Genomic DNA, 24426 nt, shown 5'->3' with positions numbered 1-24426 from the left:
CCCTACCGCGACGCCCGCGGGGCGTCACTGCTTGAGGGGACGCCTTCGGCGCTACTGAGGTTCGCAAGCGCCTTGGCCACCAGCGAGGCCTTGGAGCCGTTCGAACCCTTGACCATGACGATGTCGCCGGGCGCGACCAGCAGGGCCGCCTCGGCCGCCAGTTCCGCCGCCGTCGCGCGCCAGACGCCGCGTCGAGAAACCGGAAGCGCGTCGTAGAGCCAGCGCATCTCGGGGCCCGCGGCGTGGACAAGGTCGAGACCGGCGGCGTCGATGGGGCCGGCGAGACCTTCATGCAGGTCGCGGCTCTGCTCGCCCAGTTCCAGCATGTCGGTCAGCACCACCACGCGGCGGCCCGAGGTCGAGCGCGCGCCCAGGGTCTTGAACCCGGCGGCCATGGACAGCGGATTGGCGTTGTAGCTTTCGTCGATCAGGGTGAAGGCGCCGTCCGGCGTCGAGACCGTGCGCGTCTGGCCGCGTCCGGCCAGAGGCTGGAACCCCGCGAGGGCCTCCAGGCCCGTGTCCAGCGGCACGTCCAGGGCGTCGAGCATCAAGAGGACGCACAGGCTGTTCAGGCCCCAATGGGCGCCGGACTGGGCCAGGCGATAGTCGATGCGTCGCCCGAACAGTTCGGCGGCGACCGCCGCGCCCTCGGCGTCCGGCCGGAAGTCCAGCAGGCGGGCGTCATGGCCGGCGTCGGATCCAAAAGTCAGCAGGCGCGCGCCGACCGCCTTGGCCGTGTCGCACAGGACAGCCGAGAAGGCGACGTCGCCGTTCGCCACCGCCGCACCGCCCGGGACCAGACCCTGGAAGATGGTCGCCTTTTCACGCGCGACCCCGGCCTCGCCGTCCGAGAAGGCCTCGATATGGACCGGACCGACCGTGGTGACGCAGGCGGCGTGGGGGGCGACGAAGCGCGACAGGGGCGCGATCTCGCCCGGCGCATTCATGCCGATCTCGAACACGGCGCGCTGGGTCTCGACCGGCATCCGGGCCAGCGTCAGGGGCACGCCGATGTGGTTGTTGTAGCTCTTGATCGAGCCGTGGGCGGGACCCGCCAGATCAAGGCCCGCCTTGATGGCCTGGGTGACGCTGGTCTTGCCGACGCTGCCGGTGACGGCCCCGCGCCTTACATGGGGCGCGCGCTCGCGAGCGGCGACGCCCAGGGCTTCGAGGCCGCGCAAGGTGTCGGGCACGACGACGCAAGGGCCGCCCTCGACCGGATGTTCGACCAAGGCGGCCGCAGCGCCCGATGCGAAGGCGCCGCTGGCGAACTGATGCCCGTCGCGTTCGCCCTTCAGCGCCAAAAACAGATCGCCGGGTACGATCTCGCGGCTATTGTAGGTCAGGCCCGTAATCGGGCGGTCGTCGCCGTGCAGCACGCCGCCCGTGGCGGCGGCGACTTCGGCGGCCGACCAGAGCGGGCGGGCGGAGTGTTCAGGCATAGAGAGACAGGGCCTCGGACGCGACAGTGGCGTCGTCGAAGGGGTGGGTCACGCCCGCGACGATCTGACCCTGTTCATGCCCTTTTCCGGCGATGACCACCACATCCCCGTCACGCATCATTTCGACGGCGGCTTCGATGGCGGCGCGGCGGTCGCCGATCTCGATCCCGTCGGGGCAGCCGACGCGGACCTGAGCGCGGATGGCGGCGGCGTCTTCGGATCGCGGATTGTCGTCGGTGACGATGGCGATGTCGGCCAGACGCCCGGCGATCTCGCCCATCAGAGGACGCTTGCCGCGGTCGCGATCGCCGCCGGCGCCGAAGACGACGATCAGTCGACCGGTCGCATGGGGACGAAGCGCGTTCAGAACCGTCTCGAGCCCGTCGGGCGTGTGGGCGTAGTCGACATAGACCTCGCCACGGCCTTCCTGGCCGCCGTCGATGCGTTGCAGGCGGCCTTGCGCCCCGGTCAGGCCTTCCAGCGCGCCGATGACGGCGTCGGCGGGATCGTTGGCGGCGATGCACAGACCGGCCGCCACCAGGGCGTTGGACGCCTGAAACGCGCCGGCCAGGGGCAGCAGGATTTCGCGGATGTCGCCGCGCACGTCGATGGTCAGACGCTGGCCCTCCGGCGTCGCGCGACGGCCGATCAGGGTCAGGTCGCGACCGCGCTCGCCCACGCCCATGACGCCCAGACCCGCCATGATCGAAGCGGAGGCGAAGACCGAATAGGCGTCGGAATCGGCGTTCAGCACGGCGGTGCGGCCGCGCGGCAGCAGGGTCTCGAACAGGCGCATCTTGGCGGAACGGTAGTCCGCCATGGTGCCGTGATAGTCGAGGTGGTCCTGAGTCAGGTTGGTGAAGGCGGCGGCCTTCAGGGCGACCCCGTCCAGGCGGCGCTGATCAATGCCGTGGGACGAGGCCTCCAGCGCAACGTGGGTCACGTCCTTGGCGGCCAGTTCGGCCATCAGGCGCGCGGCCTCGGCGGCGTCGGGGCTGGTCAGGCCGGGGCCGGTCAGGGCGTAGGTCCTGTCGCCCTTCTGGCCGATCACGCCCAGCGTGCCCATGCTGGCGGACTTGTGGCCGATCCCGGCCCAGATCTGGCGGCAGAAGGTGGCGACCGACGTCTTGCCGTTGGTGCCGGTGACGGCGACGCAGGTCTTGGGCTGGGCGCCATAAAATCCCCGCGCGGCGATGGCGTAGGCCCGGCGCACGTCGCCCGAGGTGACCAGAACGGGCGCCGCGCCATCCGGCGTGTCGGTCGGCGCCAGAACCGCAGCGGCCCCTTGCGCCAGCGCCTGGGGGATGAAGGCGCGGCCGTCGGCGGCCGTGCCAGGCAGGGCGACGAACAGGGCGCCGGGCGAGACCTTGCGGCTGTCGGCGGTGACGCCGGTGATGACGGGATCCGAGGACACGTCGCGGCGCAGCAGGTCGGACAGGTGAAGCGCGCTCAAAGCCCGTCCCCCGCCACGTCCTGATACTGCGGGATCTTCTCGCCCGAGGCCGTGCGCCAGCGATCGTCGCGGCGTTCGACGCCCAGGAAGCCGGCGATGCGGTCGGCGATATTGTGCACGGCCGGCGCAGCGACATAGGCGCCGGTCTTGGGATAGGTCCCCGGCTCGTCCATCACGATCAGGATGGCGTAGCGCTTGCCGTTCAGCGGACCATCGACGGGGAAGACCGCCGCGAAGGAGCCCAGGGCGTGGCTGGGGTCATAGCGACCGCCGACCAGCTTGTTGGCCGAGCCCGTCTTGCCGCCGACCCGCAGGCCCGGCGCGTCGGCGAAACCGCCCGAACCCTTGACGACGTTGCGACGCAGCAGGTCGAGAATGGCGCGCGAGGTCTCTTCGGTGACGACCTGTTGCGGCTGAACGTTGCGGGCACCGCCCTTGCGCAGCGACAGCGGGATCATCCGACCGCCATTGGTCAGGGCGCCCATGGCCTGAACCATCTGGGCCGGGGTGATCATGATGCCGTAGCCGAAGGACAGCGACGCCAGGGTCGAGTTGTCCCAGCGACGCGGCACGACGGGCTTGGCCGATTCCTTCAGCTCGATCCTGGCGGCGTCCAGCAGACCCAGGCGGCGGAAATAGTCGCGCATGGTGTTGGGGCCCATCTGCACCGCCAGCTGCGACGTGCCGATGTTGGAAGAGTGCAAATAGACCTCTTCCAGGGTCATCACCCGGTTCTGGGCGTGGAAGTCCTTGATCTTGCGATCGCCGATCTGGAAGGCCTGGGAGGCGTCGAACAGGGTGTTCATGTCGGCCCGGCCGGTGTCGAGGCCGGCGGCGACGGTGAAGGTCTTGAATACCGAGCCCATTTCGTAGTGGCCCGAGACGGCGCGGTTCAGCGTCGCGCCGTCCGGCGCCGCGCCGCGATCGGCCGAGTTGAAGGTCGGCCAGGACGCCATGCCCAGCACCTCGCCGGTCTGGACGTCGGTGACGATGCCGACGGCGCCCTTGGCCTGGTTCTTGATCGCGGCGGCGGCGAGTTCGTTTTCCAGAACGCCCTGCACGCGCAGGTCGATGGACAGGGGGAAGGCCTCGCCGCGCTGACCCGCCGTGCGGATCTCGTCGTTGAAGGCCAGTTCGGCGCCCGAGACGCCCTGCCCGCCCGTGTCGGCGTCGCCGATCAGATGGACGGCCGAGGTCCCGAGCGGATAGGCGCGGCGGTCTTCGGGCTCGAAGGTGACGCCGCCCAGCGCCAAGTCGTGGACCGCGGCCTTTTCCTGGGGCGTCAGGCCGGTCAGGGCAATCAGGCGACGGTCGCCGCCCAGCACCTTCTTCAGTCGCTCGGCCGAGATGCGCGGCAGGGCGCGGCGGATCTGGCGATAGGCCAGGTCGCGATCCCAGATCTCGGCCGGGTCGATGTAGAGGCCGTAGTGAACAATGTTGGTGGCCAACAGCTCGCCATTGCGGTCCGTCAGGTCGCCGCGCACCAGGGCGTTCGGATTGACGCCGCGTCCCAGGCCGTTGGCCGGGGCGAACAGGGCCTTGTACGACGCGCCGATGGCCAGGCCGCCGAAGACGCAGGAAAAGACGATCAGGATCAGGAAGATGCGGACGCGGGTGTCCTCTTCCGGACGGGCGTCGGCGCGGGCGCGCTCGAAGCCGTGCTCCAGCCGCCAGACCAGTTCCGTCAGCCAGCGCCAGAAGGGCGACAGGCGGCCTTGCAGCCGTTCCTGGAAATCGGCGCCCGGCGCGGGGCGGTGATAGCGATGATCCTGAACGCTCATTGCGCCGGCTCCGGCGAGGGCGTGGGAACGGGCGCGTCATCGGCGACGGCGGCGGGCGCCGCCGCGGCTGCGGGAGCAGATGCAGCGGGTTGAGCGGGGACGGGCTTCAGGGCCGTCAGCTGACCCTCCTTGGCCTGACGGGCGACGGCGACGGGGGCCATGCCGATCTGGCGCGACAGGCTTTCCAGACGCGCGGGCTGCTCCAGGCGGGCGACCTCGGCGCGCAGCAGGCGGACGCGCTGTCCGTTCTCGCGGATGTCCTGTTCGATCTGGGCGATGCGGCTGCTCTCACGCGCTGCGGCGGCCTTGGCGGCATAGACCGACACGATCATGATCGCGACCAAGGCCACGCCGATGATCTCGACCCAGCGCACGCCGCGCACCTTCCAGTCGAACAGGCGCTGAAGGGCGGTGCGGGAATAGGTGAAGAAGGGCGCCGTGGTCATGCCGCCGCTCTCCCATCGATCCGGCCCCAAGCCGGCGCGTCGGTGCGCACGGCCGCGCGCAGCTTGGCCGAGCGGGCGCGGGGATTGGTGGAACGCTCTTCGTCGCCCGCCTCGCGCGCGCCCTTGAACTGCAGCGTGAAGCTGGGCTTGCGCGTATCGACGGCCATCGGCGCATGACGCGAGCCGGCAGGGCTGTTGCCCGTGCGCTCGGTCAGGAAGGCCTTGACGATGCGGTCTTCCAGCGAATGGAAGGTGACGACGGCGAGGCGTCCACCGGGGGCGAGCGTCGCCTCGGCGGCCTCCAAACCGCGCTCCAGCTCGCCCAGTTCGTCGTTGACTGCGATGCGCAGGGCCTGGAACACCCGCGTCGCCGGATGGATGGGCGCGCCGCGACGGCCGCCCAGAGCCTTTTCGACCACCTCGGCCAGATCCAAGGTGCGGGTGAACGGCTGTTCGGCGCGGCGACGCAGGATTGCGGTGGCGACGCGGCCCGACTGGCGCTCTTCGCCATACAGTTTGAAGATGTGGGCCAGGGGACCGTGGTCCCAGGTGTTGACGATGTCGGCGGCGGTCGCACCCTCATCGGACATGCGCATGTCCAGCGGACCGTCGCGCATGAAGGAGAAGCCGCGCTCGGCCTGATCCAGCTGCATCGACGAGACGCCGATGTCGAAGACCGCGCCGTCCAGCTTCGCCTTGCCGCTGTCGGCGAACGCCTGGGCCAGACCCGAGAAGGGGGTGCGGATCAGCTGGAACTGGCCGGGGAAGTCCTTGGCGACGGCGTCGGCGTGCGGCTGGACCGTCGGGTCGCGATCCAGGGCGACGACCTGGGCGCCAGTCTTCAGGATGGCGCGGGTGTAGCCGCCGGCGCCGAAGGTGGCGTCGATCACGACATCGCCAAGCGCGGGAGCCAGGGCCTCGATGACCTCGGCCAGCAGGACGGGGGCGTGAGGGGCGTTGGGGAGAACGTCGGTCACGATCCGCCTCCCGCCAACTTCATCTGGGCCGCCAGCTTCAGGGCGCCGATCTGGGCCATGCCGGCCTTTGCCAGGGCGCGCTGTTCGGCGCGGCGTGCCGCCCATTTCTCGCGCGACCAGATCTGGAAACGGTCGTTCAGGCCGACGATGACGACGGTGTCGCCCAGACCCGCCTCGGCGCACAGCGCCTCGGGCAAGGTGATCCGACCGCCGGAATCGTAGGCCAGACGCACCTGCTCGCCCATCACCTGCCACTCCAGCGCCGAACGCTCCTCGGAGCCGAACGGCAGGGCTTCGATCATTTCGGCATAGACGGCGAACAGGCGGTCGCCGCCCGCCTCCAGGCAGTCGGCCTCGATCGAAGGGAAGATGAACACGCCGCCAGCGGCGCCGTTTTCGGTCGTGCGGAAATCGTTGGGGATGAGGAGACGGCGCTTGCCGTCCAGCTGCTTCTCATAGGTCGAGAGAAACACGCCCTGTCCAATCGAGCCCTTCGGCCCGTCCCTAGATGCCCTGACGAACGCCCGCCGCGCCCGCCTCTCAGCCCCAAATCATGAAGCTGGGATAGCATGGGATGAAATGGGCCTCAATGGGATCGAAGCCAAGATTTAACCATGTTTTGACGTGTGACGACTTAAGCACGCTCGACCAGCTGGAACATACACGGAACAAACAAAGTATTCACAGGCTGTGAGGCGTTCTAACCTTCCATTGCCAGACAATAGGTTAACGCGCGCGAAAGCGCGGGACCGCCGTCAGAACGCTGAAATGAGGGGATAATCCAAACTCGGATTAGGCGACGCGCTTAGGGAGGGCGCCAACGCCCGACCCTCCGGGCCTCAAGTAGGCCGAAGGCCGATAGGCCTAAAGAAAAGTATGCCAGACGGCCTGTAAGCCGGGTTTTGTTCCGCTCCGAAGCCGAGGCCCGGATCGGCGACGATCATTCCTCTGGACCGACCATTGCTGATCGGTTCTCGCGACCTACCCGGACATCTGAGGCGGTGAGCCCCGCGAGCGAGCCCGCGCGATGTCCCTATTTGGTCTTGCTCCAGGCGGGGCTTGCCATGCCGTCCCTGTTGCCAGGTCCGCGGTGGGCTCTTACCCCACCCTTTCACCCTTACCGGTCTCGCAAGGCCGGAGGTTTGCTTTCTGTGGCGCTATCCCTCGGGTCACCCCGGGCGGAAGTTATCCGCCGCCTTTTCACCGTGGAGCCCGGACTTTCCTCGACGGACGCGAAGTCCGCCGCGACCGCCCAGCCGTCTGGCGCGCGCTAGATGCGCGTTAGCGGCGCGAACGTCAATTCAATACGCCCGTGACGCTATCGGCGCTGGCCAGCTGGAGCAGGCCGACCAGACGCGCGCGGGTTTCGCCGTCGGCGACGCCGTCGACGCGGGCCGGGCGCCAATGACGCTGGAAGGCGCGGACGGCGGTTTCGACGGCGGCGTCGTAGTCGCCGCTGGCCTTCAGGCCGTAGCCCAACCGATGCAGACCGGCGCTGAGCACCATCGGGCCGATGCCCTGATCGCCTTTCTGCAACAGGCCGCCCAAGGCCTGCACGCGTTCGGCCGCGGGTTCGAACCACAGGCCGTGCCCGGCCTCGGCCAGACGTTTCCAGGGGAAGAGCTCGCCCGGATCTTCCTTGCGATCCGGCGCCAGGTCGGAATGGGCGATGATGCGGTTGTCGGCGATGGTCCAGCGGCTGCGAATATCGGAAATCAGGGCGATGACGGCCGCGATCTGGGCTTCGGGGAAGGCGCGATAGCCGAACTCATGGCCAGGATTGACGATCTCGATGCCGATGGACGCAGCGTTGCAGTCGTCCTCGCCTTGCCAGACGCCGCGACCAGCGTGCCAGGCGCGGCGCTCCTCGGGCACCAGATGAAAGACGCGGCCGTCTTCCTCAACCAGATAGTGGGCCGAGACCTTGGCCTCCGGGTCGCGCAGGCGGGCCAGAGCGGCCTGGCCGGTCTGCATGCCGGTGTAGTGCAACACCAGCATGTCCGGCGGCGCACGGCGCGCGTCGAAGTTGGGCGAAGGCGCGTCGATGTAGGACGTCATGGGCGGCGTCGGCTCAGCGGCCGTTGCGCTCCCAGCCATAGGCGACCCAGGCGCCATCCACCTTGTGCGCCTCGATCAGGTCGGGATCGCTGTTGCGGCGACGCGGCGCAATATTGCGGCGGGTGCGCATGACCAGACCGACCAGAAAGACCAGAACGCCGGCGAACAGGGCGATCACCGCCACGGCCGCAGCGGTGAAGACGGCGAGGACGGCGCCGACCGCCATGGCGCAGACGGCGGCGATCATGCCGGCGACCCACATGACGGACGCCACCAGGCCGTTGGGACGGCGGCGGGCGGCATAGCCGATGGCGGCGAGACGTTCAGGCTGGAACATGGGTCATCCTTTCAGGCGATCCGGGGAACGCCTGACACGCAATGTCGGTCCATCGGGGCCTGCGGTCAATGGACCGCGACGCACGGTCGCGTGCGCCGCGCCCGTCAAAAGATCGGCTGGTCGGCCAGAACCACCGCGCCCTGGCTGCGCATGCGGTCGCTGTCGATCCGGCGCATCACGGCCTGGGCCTGGGGATCGGCCATGACCCCGCCCAGCATGACCAGGGCCTTGGCGGCCTCGGTCTGGACGCCGAACATTTCCGACAGGGCCTCGAACGGCGACTGCTGCTTGGGGAAATGCTTGAAGCGGACGGGCTCATTGTCGGGAATTTTGGCGAGTTGGCGGGCCTTGTTCACCGCCTCGGTCACGCCGCCCAGCTGGTCGACGAGACCCAGCGGCAGGGCCTGGGCGCCGGTCCAGACGCGTCCCTTGGCGATTTCGCGCACCCGGTCCGGCGACAGTTTGCGGCCCGTCGCCACACGGGTGATGAAGTCGTCGTAGATCCGGTCCATCGAACCGGCGAAGGCCGCGCGCTGCTGGGGCGTGAACTCCTGCGTCGGCGAGAAGGCGTCGGCGTAGTCCCCGCCCACCGTCAGCTCACGCATGTCGACGCCGAACCGGCCCAGCGCATCGGCCAGCACGAACTTGCCGCCGAACACGCCGATCGAGCCGGTCAGGGTCGTGGGCTGGGCCACGATCCAGTCGGCCTCGGAACTGATCCAGTAACCGCCCGAGGCCGCATAGGCGCCCATGGACACCACCACCGGCTTGCCCGCCGCCCGCGCCGCGCGCACGGCGGCCAGGATCTGCTCGGACGCTTCAGGCGAACCGCCCGGCGATGAGACGCGGAAGACGATCGCCTTGACGCTCTTGTCCTCGATCGCGTCATAGATGGCCTCGGCCGTGTCGTCGGAATGGATGGACGAGCCGCCGCCGAAGCTGGCGCCGCCGCCCCGCCCGGTGACGATGGCCCCCTCTCCGCCGACGATGGCGATGGCGTTCTTGCCCGAACCCGTGCGTTCGCCCTTCTGGCTGGCGTATTTGCCGAACTCGACGATTTCGGCGCCTTTGCCGGCGCGGGTCTTGATGGCGATCTCGGCCTCTTCGACCTGGCCCACCTTGTCGATCAGCTGGTTGCTGAGGGCCTGTTCGGCCGAATAGGGGCCGGCCTCGATCACCGTCTTCAGCGCCGGGGCCGTCGTTTTGCGATCCTTGGCCGCGTTGGCCAGGGCGGTGTCGTAGATCGACGTCATCCAGGCCGTCATCGCCTCGCGGTGCGGGCCGGTGTAGTCGCTCTGGGTGTATTCGTTGACGGCGTTCTTGTATTCGTAGCGCTGTTCGAACTCGGGCTTGACGCCGTACTTCTGGAAGGCGCGGCCCAGGAACAGGCTGTCGGCCGAGAAGCCCGTGGCCTGGAAGCCGGCGGTGTTCTGCATCCACAGCTCCGACGCCGATGCCCCGACCATATAGGTCGACATCACCGCGCCCGACGGGGCAAAGCCCTGACTGTGGGCGACGACCGGCTTGCCTGCGTTGCGGAAGCGATGGATCGCCTGGCGCAGTTCGTCGGCGGTGGCGGGCGTCATGCCGCTTTCCGGCAGGCGGATCAGCAGAGCCTTGACGCTGCTGTCGCTCTGGGCCTGATGCAGGCCATCCACCACGTCCGTCAGGGCCAGGCCGGAACTGCCGAAGGCCGCGAACGGATTGGACGACGGTTGGTCGCTTACGCCGCCGCGCAAGTCCAGCTCCAGCACGGTGGTCGCCGGCGTCGTCGGCTTGGACGACGAGGCGACGGCGACCGTCAGCAGCACCACGGGAATGACGACGACGAACAGGATCAGCCCGGTGAAGACACCAAGGACCGTCAGGAAGAATTGCTTCATCGGAGGGAAAACGCGCGCTCGCAGGCCGGAAATGGCGTCGCCAGCATAGGGGGACGCAGGCCGTCGTCAAATGACGTGCGTGCAATCCGTCGGTTGACGTCGCGTTCGCAGCCGCACCCGATTGCTGCGGCGCAGCGTGCGGATTGATGCCGGGGCCGGAAATCCCTATATGAGCCGCCTGTGAGCGAGGGCCTGCGCCCCGCGTTTTTCGGAGACCGCACGATGCTGGTCACCCTGATGAAGTCCAAGCTGCACCGCGCCACGGTGACCCAGGCCGATCTCGATTACGAGGGATCGATCGCCATCGACATGGACCTGCTGGACGCCGCCGGCATCTATCCGCACGAACAGGTCGATGTGCTCAACATCACCAATGGCGCGCGCTTCACCACCTATGCGATCGAGGCGCCGCGCGGCTCCAAGGTCATCGGCGTCAACGGCGCCGCCGCCCGCCTTGTGCAGAAGAACGACAAGGTGATCGTGGTCACCTACGGCCAGCTGCCGCAGGAAGAGGCGCGCCAGTGGAACCCGAACGTGGTCCTGCTGGACGACGCCAACGCGATCAAGACCGCCGGCTAAGGCGCTTCGCCTCTCAGACTGCAAAAAGGCCCGCCGGCGACGGCGGGCCTTTTCTTCATGCAGTCGATGCGATCAGCGGGCGATGTCGTAGACGCCCGAGATGTCGATCCGCACCGTCAGTTCGCCGGCGGAAACCGGGGTGTTCTCGGCCCGATCCATCGACACGGCGCGGGCGGCGAACATCGGCGGCATCGGCGGCGGGGGCGCATAGCCGCCGCCCTCGGTCAGGTTGCGGATGCCCGACAGCTGGACGTTCAGCGATTGGGCGTACAGCTGGGCCTTGGCCTGCAGGTTGCGCACGGCCAGTTGGCGCGCCTGGTTTTCGGCGGCGGTCGGATCCTTCAGGCCGAAGCTGATTCCGTCGATCTGGTTGACGCCCGCGGCGACCACGGCGTCAGCCGTCGTGCCGACTTTGCTCAGGTCGTTGATGACCACCGTCACGCGGTTGACCGCCTGATAGCCGCGCAGCTTGGGCGGCTCGTTCTGGACGTAGTCATATTGCGCCGACAGGTTCAGACCCGAGGTCTGGATGTCGCGTTCGGCGATGCCCGCGCGGCGCAGGGCGGCGACGACGCGCGTCATTTGCGCAGCATTGTCACGCATGGCTTGCTGAGCCGTGACGGCCTCGGTCTGGACGCCGAAGGTGACGTTGGCCATGTCCGGCGCGGCCTTCACCTCGCCATAGGCCGACAGGTTCAGCGACGGCGCGGGCTGCATCATGTGCATGGCTCCCATCGAGGGTTCAGCGGTCTGAGCCATGGCGCGCGGCGTGGCGGCGGCCAGGAAGGCGGCGGCGGCTACGGCGCCGCCAAAAGCGACGGTCTTCAAAGAAACGGTCTTCAGGGGGGCGGCGGCCAGGGTGCGGGTCATGCAGTCTTCTCCGTAAGCGATCCGGGACCGGCGCGTTCGCCGATCCGTTGCAACGACCTTGGCCGTTCTCGCCTGAACCAACGCCCGTGCGCCGTGGCAGTTTCCGTTCATCTTCGTGAAATCGCCGAAAGATCGCCTTCTTGCCCGCCCCCGCTTGGCAAGGCGCGCCCGCGCCTGCTAGGCGAAACCCCTACCGCCGAGGCGCGCCTTGGGGGCCTGTAGCTCAATGGTTAGAGCCGACCGCTCATAACGGTCTGGTTGGGGGTTCGAGTCCCTCCGGGCCTACCACCCCCTTCGTTTTCGACAATGAAAACAACGGTTTTAGATGGTTTGACACTCAGGGTTTGACACCGGCCGTTCTCTTTTCGGCCTTTTCGAGCTTGGCGATCGCCGTGTCTGCAAGCTTCGCCTGGTCCGCAGAACGCGTGTAGGTCTCCACCTCGTCGAGGCTGGTATGGCCCAGGACGGCGGCGATTTCTTTGGTCGTCGCGCCAGCTTCAGCCAGCCGCCGGCCCGCCGCCTTGCGCAGGCCGTGCGGGGTGCGGCCCGTCACGCCGGCAAGCGTCGCGCGCTCTACGAACCAGCTGGTGAAGCCGGCCGGTGAAAACGGCCTGCCGTACTGCGTCAGAATGAACGTCATCCCGGCGCCGTGCCGGGCGATCTCGGCTTTCAAACGCGGGTGGACCGGAATCCAGATCGGGACGTCTGTCTTGTCCTGAGTCACGGCGATTCGGCCATTCTTGACGTGCTGCTGACCCATGCCGACGACGTCGGACCGGCGGACACCCGTATAAAGCAAGAGGTACAGCGCGAGGCGCTCGCGCGTGCCCTCCCCCCACTTCGCTTCGAACGTCTCGATCTCGGCCTCCGACCAGGGGATGAAACCCTTGGACTTGCGCTTTCGAGACTTGGTCTCTCGGACCGGGTTGTCTTTGCGCCAACCCAGTTCGACGGCGACAGCGAAGGCCTTCATCAGACGCTTGCGCAGATTGCGCTGGGCGCCGGGCCGATCGGCCATCTGGTGGAAAATGCCGTTCAGATGCTGCGGCTCGATCGAGACGGCGGACCGGCCGCCCCAAGCCCCAGCCCGAAAGCGATCCAGGATCTGACGATAGGTCTTCTGGGTCTGAGGCTCGAGATCGAGGAAGTCGGCCGAGCGATAGTATTCGATCATCAGGTGGTTGATCGAGCGCGGCTGGACCTTCGTTGCGGGGTCAGCCTTGGGCGCGCGGCCGTGCGCCAGGGCATAGGCCGCCATGAACTCGGCCGAGCCTGGATCGCCCGGCAACCCAACAGTCGCGTAGCCCTTGCGGCGGTAATAATGGCGTATCCGCCCATGGCGGTCTTTGAACCGCTGGACATAGGCCAGGTCGATCGTCGCCATGCCGTTCATTGGGGCAGAACGTCATCCCACTCGTTCCGCCCGCTCGCCTTTGCTGCGGCGACCTCCATCCGGTCGCCCAACACCAAGCGAAACCCGCCTTCCTTGGGGAAGTCAACGGCCGCGACCTGATGGCCGCACTTCTCCATCACGCCCATAGCGCGCTTGATGTCCGCTGCGGTGAAGGCGACGCGGGTGGTCATGCGGCTGCCGCCTCATCGGCAAATGCCCTGATGTTGAGCCGAACCGGGTTTGTCATCGCAGCGCCCTCGCGGCCGAGGGAGCGGCGACGCCGGGATTGAGGGCGACGCCGTCGCCCGCGCGCTGACCGTCGCGGTAGGCGCCCCAGTTCATCGGCCGCCTCGCAGATCCCGTCTCGATCTTGACGCCGCGCCTGGCCAGCTCTTCGGTGATCAGGGCGTTGCGCAGGACGACAAGTCCCCGGCCGGTTGGCTGAGGCGGGATCAAAGCGAGGATCCGCGCGGCGAGCCGGTCCGCCATACCGTCGAGGAAGGGCATAACCCGGGCGGCCTGTTTTATGTGCGGGAGGTGGCGGACAGCGCGCATGATCGCCGCCGATTCCGTGCGCATGGCGCGTTCGCAGATGGCGAGCAGATAGGCGGCGATCTCGACCTCGTGCGTCAGGCCGACGAAGGTAATCCGGGTCGGTGCGGCGCGACCGCCGGTCCAGTACCGGGTGTTGGTCAGCTTCGCGATCGCGCTCGCGGGCTTCCAAAGCTTCAGGCCAACGGTGCCGGCGGCGTCATGCACATGGTCGCCGAAGGGTGAGGCGCGCAGATCGGCCTCATCCATCGTCATGTTGTAGTCGGCCAGCAGCTGGGCGAGCTTCTCGGTCGCCGCCATGGCTTCGGCCTCGGTGCAGCCGTTCTCGACCGTCTTGGCCCGCAGAGCGCGAATGCGGGCGGCGATGCGCTCGCGTTCGCTCATGCCGCATCCTCCCGCCAGTGCTCGAGTTCATCGAGCGCCATGCGCAGGGCATCCTCTGGCGTCCAGGGAAGCGCCTCGCAGCCATAGCGAGCGCGGGTGTGGACTCGGTGTTCGGCGCGGTTGTAGCCCTGGTCGAGCATATCCAGTTCGACGTCCACCGTGACCCGCGCCGTGGTCATGGCGTGGTCCCACGTCAACGCCGCATGATCGACGAAGGCGCGGGCGACCCACTCCTCAAACCCGGTTCTTGGCGGCGTGGTGTTCCCCCAAAAGTCGCAGTCGGTCCAGGCGTAGGGGTTGGCGTCGAACTCCTCTTGTTCGAGAACGCCCAACGCGAGCCGCGCGCCGATCCGCACCGCCTCTACCCGCATCAGATCCGAGAAGGTGAAGCGGTCGTCGCCATAGTAGTCATCGATGCCGGCGTCGATCGCCAAACCCACAGCGCGATCGCGGCTCTCACAGAGGCTCTCAACTTCTTCGGCGAGCGCGCTGCGGCCGCCGCGAGTGAAGATGTCGTCCGCGTCCCCGTAGCGATGGACGCCCTTCCAGATGCCGAGCCAGACGTCCCAGCCGTCAGGCGCGACGAGACCTTTGTCTTCTCGGGCGTAGTAGGGGCGCCCCTCATCGCTGTCGCGGCACTTCAGGTGATCGCGTGTCGGCCGATCGGCCCGCCACCGTTCCATTTCTGCTGCGTATTCATCAGCGCGGTAGTCATCGGCGTCAGGCTTGCACCGCCGCCACCACTGCAATTCCTCACGGATCGTCTGAAGGCTGCTCACGGCTTGGCGATTCGCAGCCTCAATGATGTGTCGGGCCGTGGCGTCCGCATCGTAGCTTTGCCGGATCTCGGACTTGCTAAGCAAATAGTCGTAATCCGATCCGGCCGCCCATCGCAGAGCCGATTTCAATGTGCCCAGGCCATGGTTGCGGACGATGATCTCACCGACGTCGCCAGACACTGAGATCGAGCCGGGCGCCCAAGTCAGGGTGAAGCCATAGGCCCATGACCTCCCCGTGCGGCAGACGAAGCTGCGCGACGGAACGGCGGTGGCGACATGGCCGCTGTAGCTTTTGCGGATCCGGCGGAGGTCTTCAGCGTAGACGTTCATTCGCGCACCATGGCGTCGAGTTCGGCGCGCGAGGCATTCGGCAGCGGGTCGCGGCGCAGGATCGGGATGATCAGCTTCCCGCGCCGTTGCTTCGCGCGTTCGTTGGCAAGGTCGGTCTCGGCCCGGTCAAGGCGAGCAAGGGCGGAGCGCGCAGCGGTGCGGGCGGTGTGGGCCTCGGCTCGGCGGTCCTCGATCTCCTGCTGAAGGCGCGTCACCTCGGCGGCGGTGGCGTCGCGCTGGTCCTGGGTTAGGCCAGCCTCAGTCAGCAAGGCGGCAACCATCAGACCCGCCCCTGTGGCCCGATACTCCTGGCGGTCGGGGGCGTAGTCGTCGGGCGCGGCGATAGGGACGATCAGCCCCTTGCGCTCAAGGGCCGCCGTAGCGGCGCAGGCGTAGTGGTCCGCGCCGCTAGCGATTCGATGCATGGCCATGACCTGGCTGCGGGCCAGCGACAGGGTGAAGGCGCCGGAGGTCACGTAGTCCTGGAAACGGAAGTTGCTCACTGTGCGACCTCCGCCGGATAGCCATCGTGCTGAACGCCATCCAGGCGACGACCTGCCGCCTTCTTTCCGGCGCGGTAGCAGGTCGGCTCATCGTCGATGTGCATGCCCTCGGCAGAGGCCGGGGTCAGGGTTTCAAAGTGCCACTGGTCATTGAACCAATCAGCAGTCTCAACCGTGCGGCCGAGGGTGTTCTGAGCGTTCTCGCCCGGCGTCCAGTCGCCCCATTGTTTGAACAGGAAGGGCGTTCCGGCGGCGGCGCAGTCATCGCGGATGTCCCGCGCCCAGTCCGGGTGCATTGGGCGAGAGCCTTGTCCGCTCTCTCCCCCGACGACGACCCAGTCGATGCGATGGCGGCGGTCGGGACCGTCGCCGCCTTCGTTGAAGCCGTCACCGCAGTCGAAGAAATAGTAATCACCTGTCTCGAGGCAGTTGTACTTCCAGTCTGTCTCGTGGTCTTCGGGCGCATATCGGGGCGCTTGGATGGCAGTCAGGTGGACTGGTCCAAGCAACGGCTCGGCCGAAACCCAACGCACGACGGCGGGCGTCTCCAGCAGGATTGGTATTCGCTCATCGGCGCGCGCCTGGTCCTCGGCGCTGACGCCCAGCCACACGTTCGGCAAAGGCCATGCGGTATCGTCCAGACTGACGCCATGCGAGGCGCCGTCGATGCGGGCGGCGGCGTCCTCGATCAGCTGCGGCACGATGAACGACATGTGGTCGAGCGCTCGTTGCGATTCCGCGAGGCGGGCGAAGTAGGCCAGCATCCGCTCCGGTCTCTTCGTCAGAACCTGAAAGACGTGCTGGGGGCACAACGCCATGACCGCAAAGATCTGGTCCAGCTGGTCATCGGTGACGCCGTCGTGGAACAGATCGCCATGTGCGGCGACGAAGATCTTGCGCGGCTTGGACCAGCGCAACGGCTGGGTCAGCCAGTCGGCGTTGAACCGCACCTCACCGTTCCAGACCGGGCCGGCCTTGCTGTCGGTCGTCAGGCCCTTGCGCGAGGGGTGGTCGCGCAGGCGGGTGCCGGCGAGCTTCATCGCATAGCAGTTCGTACAGCCCGGCGAGACGACGCTGCACCCGGTGACGATGTTCCAGGTCGCATCGGTCCATTCGATGTGGGTGTTGTCCGCCATTAGCGGCGCCCCCGCTCTTCCGTGCAGCAGTCGGCGGCAAAGCGGATCGCCGTCGCTGCGACTTGGATCGCCTCGGTCTTCATCGCCTCAAGGTCGCGCCGCTTCTGGTTGGTCCAGACGTGCGCCTTTAACTCGTCCACCTCCTCATGAATGATGGCGAACCCTTCGTGCGCCGAGTTGTAGGGAGGCCGCGCGCGCGCCGCCACGATCGCCTCTGTGAGTGCGTAGTCGGCGGCGTTGACCAGCGGCGCGTGAACATCGGCGGTGAGGCAGTAGAAGCTCAGGAAATCCGTTGGCAGCGCTCGGCCCGACTTCAGCAGTTGGCAATGCTCGACGATCTGTTCGAGCATCGCAGCCGAGGACGCGCGGCTGTCTTCGTCAGGCGCGCCGCGTAGGGGGTGCTCCACGCCCTTTAGCTGGTCAATGGCGTTCGCCAGCGCGCCTGCCATGTCAATCTTCAGGCGGGCCATCAGGCGGCCTCCGCCTCTGCGACCAACGTCTTGGCTGCTGCGATCTCGTCAGCGAAGCGGCTGGCGTCGATGACGACGACGGTCGAGCCGGGCCAGTAGGTCGTGACTGTCTCGGTCTTCTTCCACTCATTGAAGAAGTCGATCAGCTTCGGCAGATCTCTGCACTCGGCGTCCTCGTGGTGCTCGTCCATGAGGTAGTTTTCGATGGCGTCCTCAAGATCGAAATCGAAACCCTTCGCGGTCGTGACGTAGCAGTAGCTGGGCGGCGCGGATCCCATGTCGATCAGGTTCTCGACCAACTCCTCGACGCTGCCGGCGTAGGTTTCCTCGCCGTCGCACACCCACTTCGCCCATTCACCGGAAGCCGCCCATTCCTCTGGCGTCAGGGTCGGCGCGGCAATCAGTGCCTTCGCGGCTCGCACGTTGGCGGCGCGTTCGCGCGCTTCAGGCAAGCGCTCGGCCGCCGCGCGCTCGAGGTATTCAGCGCCCTTCAAGTCGACCGAGAATCTTTCCGCATTCGGGGCGTAGAAGACGTTCGGGGTTTCCCCTTCCTTCGCCACCTTGATCAGGATCGGGATCGGGCGCGACGTGTCCACGCCTTCATTCAGGCTGAGGCGCGGGAAGTCCAAGATCGGCAGTTCCACGGTGTCGCTCATCACGCCGCATCCTTCATGTCGTCGGCGATCACCAGCCGATTGCGGCGCAGGGCGGCTTGCAGGACGTCGCGGCCCTTGCCGTTGAGGTAGGCGTGGCCAATCAGACGATCGCGGTCGTTGCCGGCGTCCAGGGCGAAGACAGAGACGGCGCGGCGGTTCTGCGTGTCGCCGTCGATCTCGAGATCTTCGACCTCGACCAGTTCGAGGGCCTGAAGGCCGCGCTCGCGCTGAATGTGACGGGCCAAGGCTTCCACGTCGGGGAAGGCTTTCGGCTTGTCGGCGGGGTTGGCCGTCAGGATGGCGAAGCGGACGTCGTGGGACATGCGGTATCTCCGGCGATACAGGTTGCGGGGTGCGTGGGTCGGGTGGTTGTGGGCGGCCAGCAGGGCGACGCCTTCGATCCAGGGGCGGTCCATCAGGCGGCCTCGTCCTGATCCGCGCCGGCGTCGTCCGTGCCGTCGTCGCCGGTCGGCGTGTCGCCGGCGGCGGCGAGGTGTTCGTCGGTTAGGATGACGGCGCCCTCGTGGGTCCAGTCGAAGCCGTCCTCGCCGAACTCGACGCCATTGTCGTCGAGGAAGCTGGCGAGGATCTGCGCGGCCAGTTCGGCGGCCTGCTCCTCCGTCAGATCGGGTCGGCGGTCGGCGGCGACGGCGGTGATCGCCTCGACGAACTCCTCTTCGCTGGGCGCGTCAGCTTGGGCCGGCGTCGGGGTCAGAACGCCGCCGGCGGCGTTGGCGGCGACGACGATCATCTGATTGATCGCCAGTTCCTGCTCGCTTGGCGCGGCGTAGTGATTGAGGCGGTCCTTCACCGTCTTGCCATTGGCGGCGGCGATGATGCCTGAGGGCAAGGCCTGCCAAGGCAAGGGGCGATCGAGGTCGCTGGCGATGCTGACGACTTCATCCGGCTGGCCCGCCTCCGGGCGTTCCTGGGCGGCGGCCAGAAGGCGCAGATGACGCTGGCGGGCTTCGGCCCAGACCGCGTCACGCGCGGCGTTCGCGGCGGCGCGGTCCTGATCTTCCTTGGCGCGCTGTTCCGACGCCACTCGCGCGGCCTCGACCAGTGCGGAGCCTTCGGCCGTCAGCTCGCCGGGATCAGCCAGCCAGGGTGTGCCGAGAACAGGCGCCTCATCGTCCCACTTCGGCGCTTCAGCTCCGAACACTTTCGCCTGGGCCTCGCGGAGGGCCGCGATCCGCGATTCGCTGGCATGCAGTCCAGCGGGCAGCGGGGGATTGCACCAATCCACGCCGAGGGGCGCGCCGTAGCCGCGTTTGACGACGAAGCGGCCGAGGCGCGAGCCGAACTGCTTGATGCCTGAGAAATCCAAGACGTCAAGCGCTTGGAGGCGCGCACCTTCAGGCGATGCGCTGGCATCCGGGGCAACCACGATCTCATTCCACAGGTTGCCGTACTCGGTCATCTCGTAGGCGGCGAAGATGGTTTCGACGGCAGCCAGCCATTCGGCCGGGGTCAGGTCGATCGGCTTCGGGGCGTTGTCCTTCGCCGTGAGCTTCTGGCGGGCGTCGCGCACCGACAGGTGTTTGGGGTCGTCACGCGGCAGGGTCATGCGCTGCTGATCGGCCTCGTCCAGCTTCAGGAAGCGGCGGTGTTGCTGGACGTGTTCGGGGGTGTAGCCGAGGCGTTCGGCGATCAGCTTGTTCTCGAAGCCCAGCTCCGCCAGCTGCTCGAAACCCTTGGCCTTCTCGATCGGGTTCAGCTTGCGACGCAGCAGGTTCTCGGCGATGGCGGCGAAGCGGGTTTCCTTGGCGTCGCGGTCCAGCAGGCGGGTCAGGATCGGCTCTTCGGCTTCCCAGTCGCCGTCGTTGATCGCCTCGCCGATGGCGCGCCAGCGGCGTTCGCCGGCGACCAGGCGATAGCGCGGCAGGGTCAGTTCGCCGGCCGGGGTGACGACGGTGATCGTCGCGTCCTGAAGATCATCCTCGGCCATGGGGCGCACGACCAGGTTCTGAAGCAGGCCGTTTTTGACGATGTCGGCGCGCAGGGCGTCCAGCTCATCCTTCGCCTCGTCGCTGGTCCAGTCCTGACGGGCGTTGTCCGGATCGGGCAGGATCTGGTCATGGCGCAGCGCCAGCAGGCCGTCCGGAAGGCCCTCCCCGCCCTCCGCGGTTTCGGCGCGGTTGATGGCCTCGAGCTGCAACAGGCCGTCCGGAGTTAGGCCGTTGGCGATCGGCTCGGCGTGCAGCAGGCCCGCCCCCTCCATCCCCTTCAGCGTCTTGCTGAGGTTGGAGTGGTCGCGTCCGATCAAAGCCGCCAGGGCGCTGACCGACGGGATTGTCCGGCGGCCCGCCGGCGTGGCCAGGGCGCGCAGGACGTCAGCGTTCTGGACGGCGAGGATATTCAGTTCGAGCATGATCGGGATCCGGTCAGGCGAAGGCGCGCAGCGCGCAGATGGCGGCGGCGATCAGGGTGGCGATGATGAGAAAGCGGGCGCCCGTCTTGTTCGGGCGCGGGTTCAGCGGGCCGCCATCCGGCGAGCGTCGATCGGCAGCGTCGGCGACCTGATCCAATCGGAGGGCCGTGCCGAAGGCTCCGGCGAAGGCGTTGTCGGCGCGCAGTCTGTGGGCGACAGCGCGCGCGTCGTCCGAGGTCAGCAGGCGGTCGTAACCGGGCATGACGACGGCGACGCGCGTTTCGCGGGCGATGTTGCGCGCCGCCACGATGCACGGTTCGGTGTAGCAGGACGCCTCCAGCGCGAGGACGCAGTCGGCCACGCGATCGACGCCGGGGCGGACCGATCGGGCGACCATGGCATCGACCCGCTGCGCCAGGCGCAGGGTCGATCCGACGGAGAGGTGACGAACCGGGTTCGTCGGGAAAGGCAGGACGTTGGACATGGCGCGGACGCTCCCGTGGGTGGGTGTCCGCACCGGACCCGGCGGGATTGCCGGTGGCGCTAGGGCAACGCCTTGTCGGTGCGGACAAGGCGAGGAATAATGGGTGAAGTTTCACCCTGTCAAGCCGAAGGGGTGATATTTCCCCCTTTCTGGATTTTTCGGCGTCTTCGGACGGGGTGCATTTCACCCGTCCAGACGCGCGCTATCGGCTTGACCCTTCACTCAGTGGTTGCGACCTTGGAGCGGCTGAGGGGCGCGCATGACCGACGACAAAGACCAAGAACTTCGAGCGCTTCGCGAACGCGTGGCGCAGCTGGAGGCGTCGGGCGAACAGGTCGTCGCGCCGACCGCAATCGCTCCCGCTCAGCCCAAGCCCAAGGGCATGGGTGGGTGCGGCGTCGCGGCGGTCGTTGTTAGCGGCCTGGTCGTGGCGGGCTGGCTGATCGCGACAATCTTTTCGTCGGGCGCGCCGTCGGGCGGTTTCGACATTGCTCAGGACATCAAGGCGCAGCAGTCCCTCTGGAGCCCGCCGTCGGGCTATACCGTGCACGAGACCGACGCCGGCGGTCGGATCGGGATCGAGTGGACCAAACCTTCGCGCAGCGAGTGTCGCGGCGGCGGCGTCACATGCTTCGCCGTCAATCTGGTCAGCGAGAAGGACTGCCCTCGAAACCTCTATGCGTCGATCACCCTGTTCGACGCATCCAATCGCAATATCGGCTGGACCAACGACACGGCCCAAGGCGTCAGGGCGAATGAGCCGATCCGGCTTGTGTTCACGACCTATACTGAAAACGTCGATGCCGCGCGCGTGGCCGAACTCAGCTGCTACTGACCGCCGGTCAGCCGGCGCGACGGGCTAGAAGCGCCGCAGAGAGCCGATAACCCAGCCCCGGATCCGCACCTCGGTGTCGGAGACGTCCCCGTCGGCGTAGGGAATGGGGGAGGTCCAGCGCGGATTGGTCGAACGCGGCCACAGCTGCACGACGCCGCCGATGATCTCGACTTGTTTCAGCGTCACCTCGCGAACGCCGCCTTGGGCGCGGATCCGTTCGACCTCGACGATGTCGCCATCGCGCGGGCTGTATTCGATCGCCGTGACATCGACGCAGTGGACCATGTCGCCGTCATAGATCGCGGCCGGTTGGCCGTTCCGCTCCAGGGCGTTCATCGAGTCGCCGCGCACGACCGACAGCCATTGGGCGGCTATGGGGAAGCGGAGATCTGCGGCGGCCGGGTAAGTCTCAGGCTCGCTCTGGTCCTCATCGATCTCGAGCCATGCGCCGGCCTGGACGACGCCCCGGATCGGCAGGGTGGCGGCGGCGATCGTCGCTGCGCGCTCGGCCGCGTCGCTACCGGACATGAAGGCGCTGGACGGCACCTCCAGATAGTCGGCGATCTTGGCGATCGTGTCGGCGCGCGCGTTTCGGCTGCGGCCGGAGAGGATGTCGCGGACCAGATGGTCGTTTCCGCCCACGCCTCGCGAGACGGCGCGAGGCGATGTGCCTCGGTCGGCAATCAGCTGGCGCAGCTTGTCGCGGTCGATCTCGATCATGCGCGGCATTGTGGCAGGCGCCGTTTCCACCTCTGAGGGTGAATATCCCCTTGACGACAGGTGAAGTTTCACCCTATCCGGCGAGGTATGAGCATCGCCCCCTTCCTCGCGGCTTGTGACGCCTTCAGCGCCGAAACGGGTCAATCCCGCCGTTGGCTGTCCAAGCGCCTGTTCAGCGACACCTACCGGCTCGAGCGTCTTGAGGACGGTTCGATCGACGTCGGCGTCCGGCGTCTGGAGCGCGCCCGGGCGGATCTGGCTTTGCTGGTCTCTGAACATTCGGCGGCCTCGTCGTCTGATGACGCGGTTGTGGCGCCGGGCGCGGATCATGGCGCCGAGAAAAGCTTGGCCGTTTTCTCCCCGGCAGGAGGTGCGGCATGAGCGCCGAACCCAATCGCTGGCTGAAGCTGAAGACGAAGCTGCTGATCAAGGCCTGCGGCGGCCTGGAAGAGGCCTCGGCCGCCTGCGCGGAATCATGCCGGCCCTATTCGGTGCCGCACCTGTCCCGTTGCCAGCGGCCCGACGGCCCCGATTTCCTGCCCATCGACATCGTCCTGTGTCTGGAAGCCTATTGCGGTCAGCCGATCGTCACGGCCGCGATGGCCGAGGCGCGCCCGGCTGGCGACGTGGTCGGATGCCTGCGCGACGAGGTGGCGGATGTCATCGAGCGCGGCGGCGACCTGTCTAAGGCGGTGCGGGCGGCGATGGCGGATGGTCAGGTCGATCCGCGCGAGGGCGCCGAGATCGGCGTGATGCTGGACGCCTTCTTCGAGGATCTGCACCAGGCGCGTCAGGCTCTGGCCGAAGCGATGCGGCCCAGAGAGGCGGCGGCGCGATGAGCGGCAACACCTTCCGCACTGGCTTGGGCGTGTGCCCGACGACCCCGCAAAAGGACATGGCGGCCTTTGACGCACTGCCGCCGATGGTGCGGGCGCGGCTGCGCGACGCGCCGTGCAATGTCGCCAGCGAGCCGCTGTTGCGGTTCTGGCGCTCGGATATCGGCGACGCCTCCGAACGGCACGACGCCCTGCTGGCCAAGCTGGCCAAATTGGATTCGGGCCTCGGCCGTATCGCGATGGGAGCGGCGGCATGACGCGGATCGATCACGTCGATGCGGACTTCGTGCTGCGCAAACGCGCCCTGCGCGCCAGCTGGAGCGCGATCGCCGGAATGACCGGATGTTCGGAGCTGGAGCTGCGGCGCAAGTTCGACGCGTCCATGCCCGCCGTGCCCATCGTCAAACCGGCCCTGTCGCCGCGCGAGAAGGCGGAACGCGCGCTGGTGAAGGCTGGCCTGGGTAAGGATGCAGCGGCCATCGTCGCCCGTCTGTGGCACGCCAATGGCGCCGTCCTGCCCAGCGCACAGTTGGCCCAGGGCATCGCCGGCGGCGGCGCGGCGCGCGCGGTCTGCGTCACGGCGCGAGAGGTCGCCAAGGCGCGGCTGGGCCTGACCTTCCGCGAAAAAGGGTTCGGGCTGTCGCCCGCCGATCTGGTCGTCGTGTCGCGGCTGGCTGAAGCCTGGGAGGCCGGCCAGTGATCCGACGTCCCGGCAAACCGCAGTCGCGACCGGCCGGGGTCAAGAGCCGGGCCGATTGGCGCGGTCTGGTCGAACTGGCCAAGGCCTGCGCCGACGACGCCGCCGAAGAGGCGTGGGGTCAGGACGCCGAACTGCGTCTGGCCAGCCTGGGCAACCGGGTCAACGGCGCCTCGACCGAGGTGTTCGCGCGCGAGGCCGGGGCGGCGACGACGGACGCCGCGAAGGCCTTCGTGCTGGCGGCCAAGGCGTTCGCGCGGCGCGAGACGCCCGGCGAGGTGCGGCGGCGACTGGCGGCCTCGGTCGCCGATCTTTCGATGTTTTTGGATCAGCAGCTGACCGGCCTGGCGGACCGGGATTTTCGACAGGCCCATCGCGGCCGACCGGAGGTGTGGGGATGAGGCTCTTCTCGTGGCGCTATCGGCCGCAGGCCTACTTGAGCGCAGGCTCGCCG

At 67.7% G+C, this 24426-nt stretch carries 29 protein-coding genes, 1 tRNA gene and 1 other RNA gene; 8 read left to right on the top strand and 23 right to left on the bottom strand.

Annotated features, from left to right (window positions below; translation table 11 throughout):
* Positions 1–2 precede the first annotated feature (2 nt).
* The 10 genes from DT343_RS16580 to sppA all read right to left on the bottom strand — a co-directional run bounded on the left by DT343_RS16580 (position 3) and on the right by sppA (position 10377).
* Positions 3–1442 (bottom strand): UDP-N-acetylmuramoyl-tripeptide--D-alanyl-D-alanine ligase, encoded by a 1440-nt coding sequence (locus tag DT343_RS16580; protein ID WP_112863749.1) that lies wholly within the window; start codon positions 1440–1442, stop codon positions 3–5.
* Positions 1435–2895: a UDP-N-acetylmuramoyl-L-alanyl-D-glutamate--2,6-diaminopimelate ligase gene (locus DT343_RS16575; RefSeq protein ID WP_112863748.1), complete on the bottom strand. Its 1461-nt coding sequence runs from the start codon at positions 2893–2895 to the stop codon at positions 1435–1437. The genes DT343_RS16580 and DT343_RS16575 overlap by 8 nt, the downstream gene beginning before the upstream one ends.
* Positions 2892–4676 carry a peptidoglycan D,D-transpeptidase FtsI family protein gene (locus tag DT343_RS16570; RefSeq protein ID WP_112863747.1) on the bottom strand — a complete coding sequence of 595 codons (1785 nt, stop codon included), beginning with the start codon at positions 4674–4676 and terminating at the stop codon, positions 2892–2894. Before DT343_RS16570 ends, DT343_RS16575 begins: the two co-directional genes overlap by 4 nt.
* Positions 4673–5122 (bottom strand): cell division protein FtsL, encoded by a 450-nt coding sequence (gene ftsL, locus DT343_RS16565; RefSeq protein ID WP_112863746.1) that lies wholly within the window; start codon positions 5120–5122, stop codon positions 4673–4675. Before ftsL ends, DT343_RS16570 begins: the two co-directional genes overlap by 4 nt.
* Positions 5119–6099, bottom strand: coding sequence for a 16S rRNA (cytosine(1402)-N(4))-methyltransferase RsmH (rsmH, locus tag DT343_RS16560; protein ID WP_112863745.1), 981 nt, complete (start codon positions 6097–6099; stop codon positions 5119–5121). Before rsmH ends, ftsL begins: the two co-directional genes overlap by 4 nt.
* On the bottom strand, positions 6096–6572 hold the full coding sequence (locus DT343_RS18715; RefSeq protein ID WP_017504538.1) for a division/cell wall cluster transcriptional repressor MraZ: 477 nt from the start codon (positions 6570–6572) through the stop codon (positions 6096–6098). The genes rsmH and DT343_RS18715 overlap by 4 nt, the downstream gene beginning before the upstream one ends.
* A 402-nt stretch (positions 6573–6974) precedes the next feature.
* Positions 6975–7363, bottom strand: an RNA gene (gene rnpB, locus DT343_RS16550) — RNase P RNA component class A.
* Positions 7364–7395: 32 nt separating this feature from the next.
* Positions 7396–8157, bottom strand: coding sequence for an N-acetylmuramoyl-L-alanine amidase (locus DT343_RS16545; RefSeq protein ID WP_112863744.1), 762 nt, complete (start codon positions 8155–8157; stop codon positions 7396–7398).
* A 13-nt stretch (positions 8158–8170) separates the two neighbouring features.
* On the bottom strand, positions 8171–8494 hold the full coding sequence (locus DT343_RS16540; protein ID WP_112863743.1) for a hypothetical protein: 324 nt from the start codon (positions 8492–8494) through the stop codon (positions 8171–8173).
* A 104-nt stretch (positions 8495–8598) separates the two neighbouring features.
* Positions 8599–10377 (bottom strand): signal peptide peptidase SppA, encoded by a 1779-nt coding sequence (gene sppA, locus DT343_RS16535; RefSeq protein ID WP_112863742.1) that lies wholly within the window; start codon positions 10375–10377, stop codon positions 8599–8601.
* 222 nt (positions 10378–10599) lie between these two features.
* Between sppA and panD the strand changes: the two genes are divergently transcribed.
* On the top strand, positions 10600–10956 hold the full coding sequence (panD, locus tag DT343_RS16530; protein WP_039246844.1) for an aspartate 1-decarboxylase: 357 nt from the start codon (positions 10600–10602) through the stop codon (positions 10954–10956).
* Between the two features lie 72 nt (positions 10957–11028).
* Here panD and DT343_RS16525 read toward each other — a convergent pair whose 3' ends face one another.
* Positions 11029–11826, bottom strand: a complete 798-nt coding sequence (locus DT343_RS16525) for an SIMPL domain-containing protein (protein WP_112863741.1) — start codon at positions 11824–11826, stop codon at positions 11029–11031.
* 212 nt (positions 11827–12038) lie between these two features.
* Here DT343_RS16525 and DT343_RS16520 point away from each other — a divergent pair.
* A tRNA-Ile gene (locus tag DT343_RS16520) sits at positions 12039–12114 on the top strand.
* Positions 12115–12163: 49 nt separating this feature from the next.
* On the opposite strand, the gene DT343_RS16515 is transcribed toward DT343_RS16520, so the two are convergent.
* From DT343_RS16515 to DT343_RS16465, 11 genes are read right to left on the bottom strand one after another with little or no spacing between them, the layout of a single operon-like run.
* Positions 12164–13210, bottom strand: coding sequence for a tyrosine-type recombinase/integrase (locus tag DT343_RS16515; RefSeq protein WP_066554623.1), 1047 nt, complete (start codon positions 13208–13210; stop codon positions 12164–12166).
* A 5-nt stretch (positions 13211–13215) separates the two neighbouring features.
* The gene (locus tag DT343_RS16510) at positions 13216–13410 is read right to left on the bottom strand and encodes a hypothetical protein (protein ID WP_112863740.1); all 195 of its coding nucleotides are present in this window, start codon (positions 13408–13410) and stop codon (positions 13216–13218) included.
* A 52-nt stretch (positions 13411–13462) separates the two neighbouring features.
* Entirely contained in the window at positions 13463–14155 is a 693-nt protein-coding gene (locus DT343_RS16505; RefSeq protein WP_112863739.1) for a DUF2786 domain-containing protein, read from the bottom strand.
* Positions 14152–15264: a hypothetical protein gene (locus DT343_RS16500; protein WP_112863738.1), complete on the bottom strand. Its 1113-nt coding sequence runs from the start codon at positions 15262–15264 to the stop codon at positions 14152–14154. The genes DT343_RS16505 and DT343_RS16500 overlap by 4 nt, the downstream gene beginning before the upstream one ends.
* Positions 15261–15767 carry a hypothetical protein gene (locus DT343_RS16495; RefSeq protein ID WP_112863737.1) on the bottom strand — a complete coding sequence of 169 codons (507 nt, stop codon included), beginning with the start codon at positions 15765–15767 and terminating at the stop codon, positions 15261–15263. Before DT343_RS16495 ends, DT343_RS16500 begins: the two co-directional genes overlap by 4 nt.
* On the bottom strand, positions 15764–16903 hold the full coding sequence (locus DT343_RS16490; protein ID WP_112863736.1) for a DUF5131 family protein: 1140 nt from the start codon (positions 16901–16903) through the stop codon (positions 15764–15766). Before DT343_RS16490 ends, DT343_RS16495 begins: the two co-directional genes overlap by 4 nt.
* Positions 16903–17373, bottom strand: a complete 471-nt coding sequence (locus DT343_RS16485; RefSeq protein ID WP_112863735.1) for a hypothetical protein — start codon at positions 17371–17373, stop codon at positions 16903–16905. Before DT343_RS16485 ends, DT343_RS16490 begins: the two co-directional genes overlap by 1 nt.
* Positions 17373–18029, bottom strand: a complete 657-nt coding sequence (locus DT343_RS16480) for a hypothetical protein (RefSeq protein WP_112863734.1) — start codon at positions 18027–18029, stop codon at positions 17373–17375. Before DT343_RS16480 ends, DT343_RS16485 begins: the two co-directional genes overlap by 1 nt.
* Positions 18029–18445, bottom strand: coding sequence for a hypothetical protein (locus tag DT343_RS16475; RefSeq protein WP_112863733.1), 417 nt, complete (start codon positions 18443–18445; stop codon positions 18029–18031). The genes DT343_RS16480 and DT343_RS16475 overlap by 1 nt, the downstream gene beginning before the upstream one ends.
* A complete protein-coding gene (locus DT343_RS16470; protein ID WP_112863732.1) occupies positions 18445–20400 on the bottom strand; it encodes a ParB N-terminal domain-containing protein in 1956 nt (651 codons plus the stop codon). The genes DT343_RS16475 and DT343_RS16470 overlap by 1 nt, the downstream gene beginning before the upstream one ends.
* Before the next feature lie 13 nt (positions 20401–20413).
* Positions 20414–20884, bottom strand: a complete 471-nt coding sequence (locus tag DT343_RS16465) for a hypothetical protein (protein ID WP_112863731.1) — start codon at positions 20882–20884, stop codon at positions 20414–20416.
* Between the two features lie 259 nt (positions 20885–21143).
* On the opposite strand from DT343_RS16465, the gene DT343_RS16460 reads away from it, so the two are divergent.
* Positions 21144–21719: a hypothetical protein gene (locus DT343_RS16460; RefSeq protein ID WP_112863730.1), complete on the top strand. Its 576-nt coding sequence runs from the start codon at positions 21144–21146 to the stop codon at positions 21717–21719.
* A 24-nt stretch (positions 21720–21743) separates the two neighbouring features.
* On the opposite strand, the gene DT343_RS16455 is transcribed toward DT343_RS16460, so the two are convergent.
* A complete protein-coding gene (locus DT343_RS16455) occupies positions 21744–22448 on the bottom strand; it encodes a LexA family protein (RefSeq protein WP_181669222.1) in 705 nt (234 codons plus the stop codon).
* Between the two features lie 78 nt (positions 22449–22526).
* Here DT343_RS16455 and DT343_RS17550 point away from each other — a divergent pair, with 78 nt between their 5' ends.
* The 5 genes from DT343_RS17550 to DT343_RS16435 are packed head-to-tail and all read left to right on the top strand — an operon-like array spanning position 22527 to position 24373.
* Positions 22527–22820 carry a hypothetical protein gene (locus tag DT343_RS17550; RefSeq protein ID WP_181669221.1) on the top strand — a complete coding sequence of 98 codons (294 nt, stop codon included), beginning with the start codon at positions 22527–22529 and terminating at the stop codon, positions 22818–22820.
* Positions 22817–23278, top strand: a complete 462-nt coding sequence (locus DT343_RS16450; protein ID WP_112863728.1) for a hypothetical protein — start codon at positions 22817–22819, stop codon at positions 23276–23278. The genes DT343_RS17550 and DT343_RS16450 overlap by 4 nt, the downstream gene beginning before the upstream one ends.
* A complete protein-coding gene (locus DT343_RS16445; protein WP_112863727.1) occupies positions 23275–23532 on the top strand; it encodes a DUF6525 family protein in 258 nt (85 codons plus the stop codon). The genes DT343_RS16450 and DT343_RS16445 overlap by 4 nt, the downstream gene beginning before the upstream one ends.
* Entirely contained in the window at positions 23529–23975 is a 447-nt protein-coding gene (locus tag DT343_RS16440) for a hypothetical protein (protein ID WP_112863726.1), read from the top strand. Before DT343_RS16445 ends, DT343_RS16440 begins: the two co-directional genes overlap by 4 nt.
* Entirely contained in the window at positions 23972–24373 is a 402-nt protein-coding gene (locus DT343_RS16435; protein WP_112863725.1) for a hypothetical protein, read from the top strand. Before DT343_RS16440 ends, DT343_RS16435 begins: the two co-directional genes overlap by 4 nt.
* Positions 24374–24426 lie beyond the last annotated feature (53 nt).

Origin of the sequence: Brevundimonas vesicularis (assembly GCF_900445985.1) — a bacterium.
GTDB classification, from domain to species: domain Bacteria; phylum Pseudomonadota; class Alphaproteobacteria; order Caulobacterales; family Caulobacteraceae; genus Brevundimonas; species Brevundimonas vesicularis_D.
Note: the sequence above shows the minus strand (reverse complement) of the source record. Positions and strands in the feature narration are given on the sequence as shown.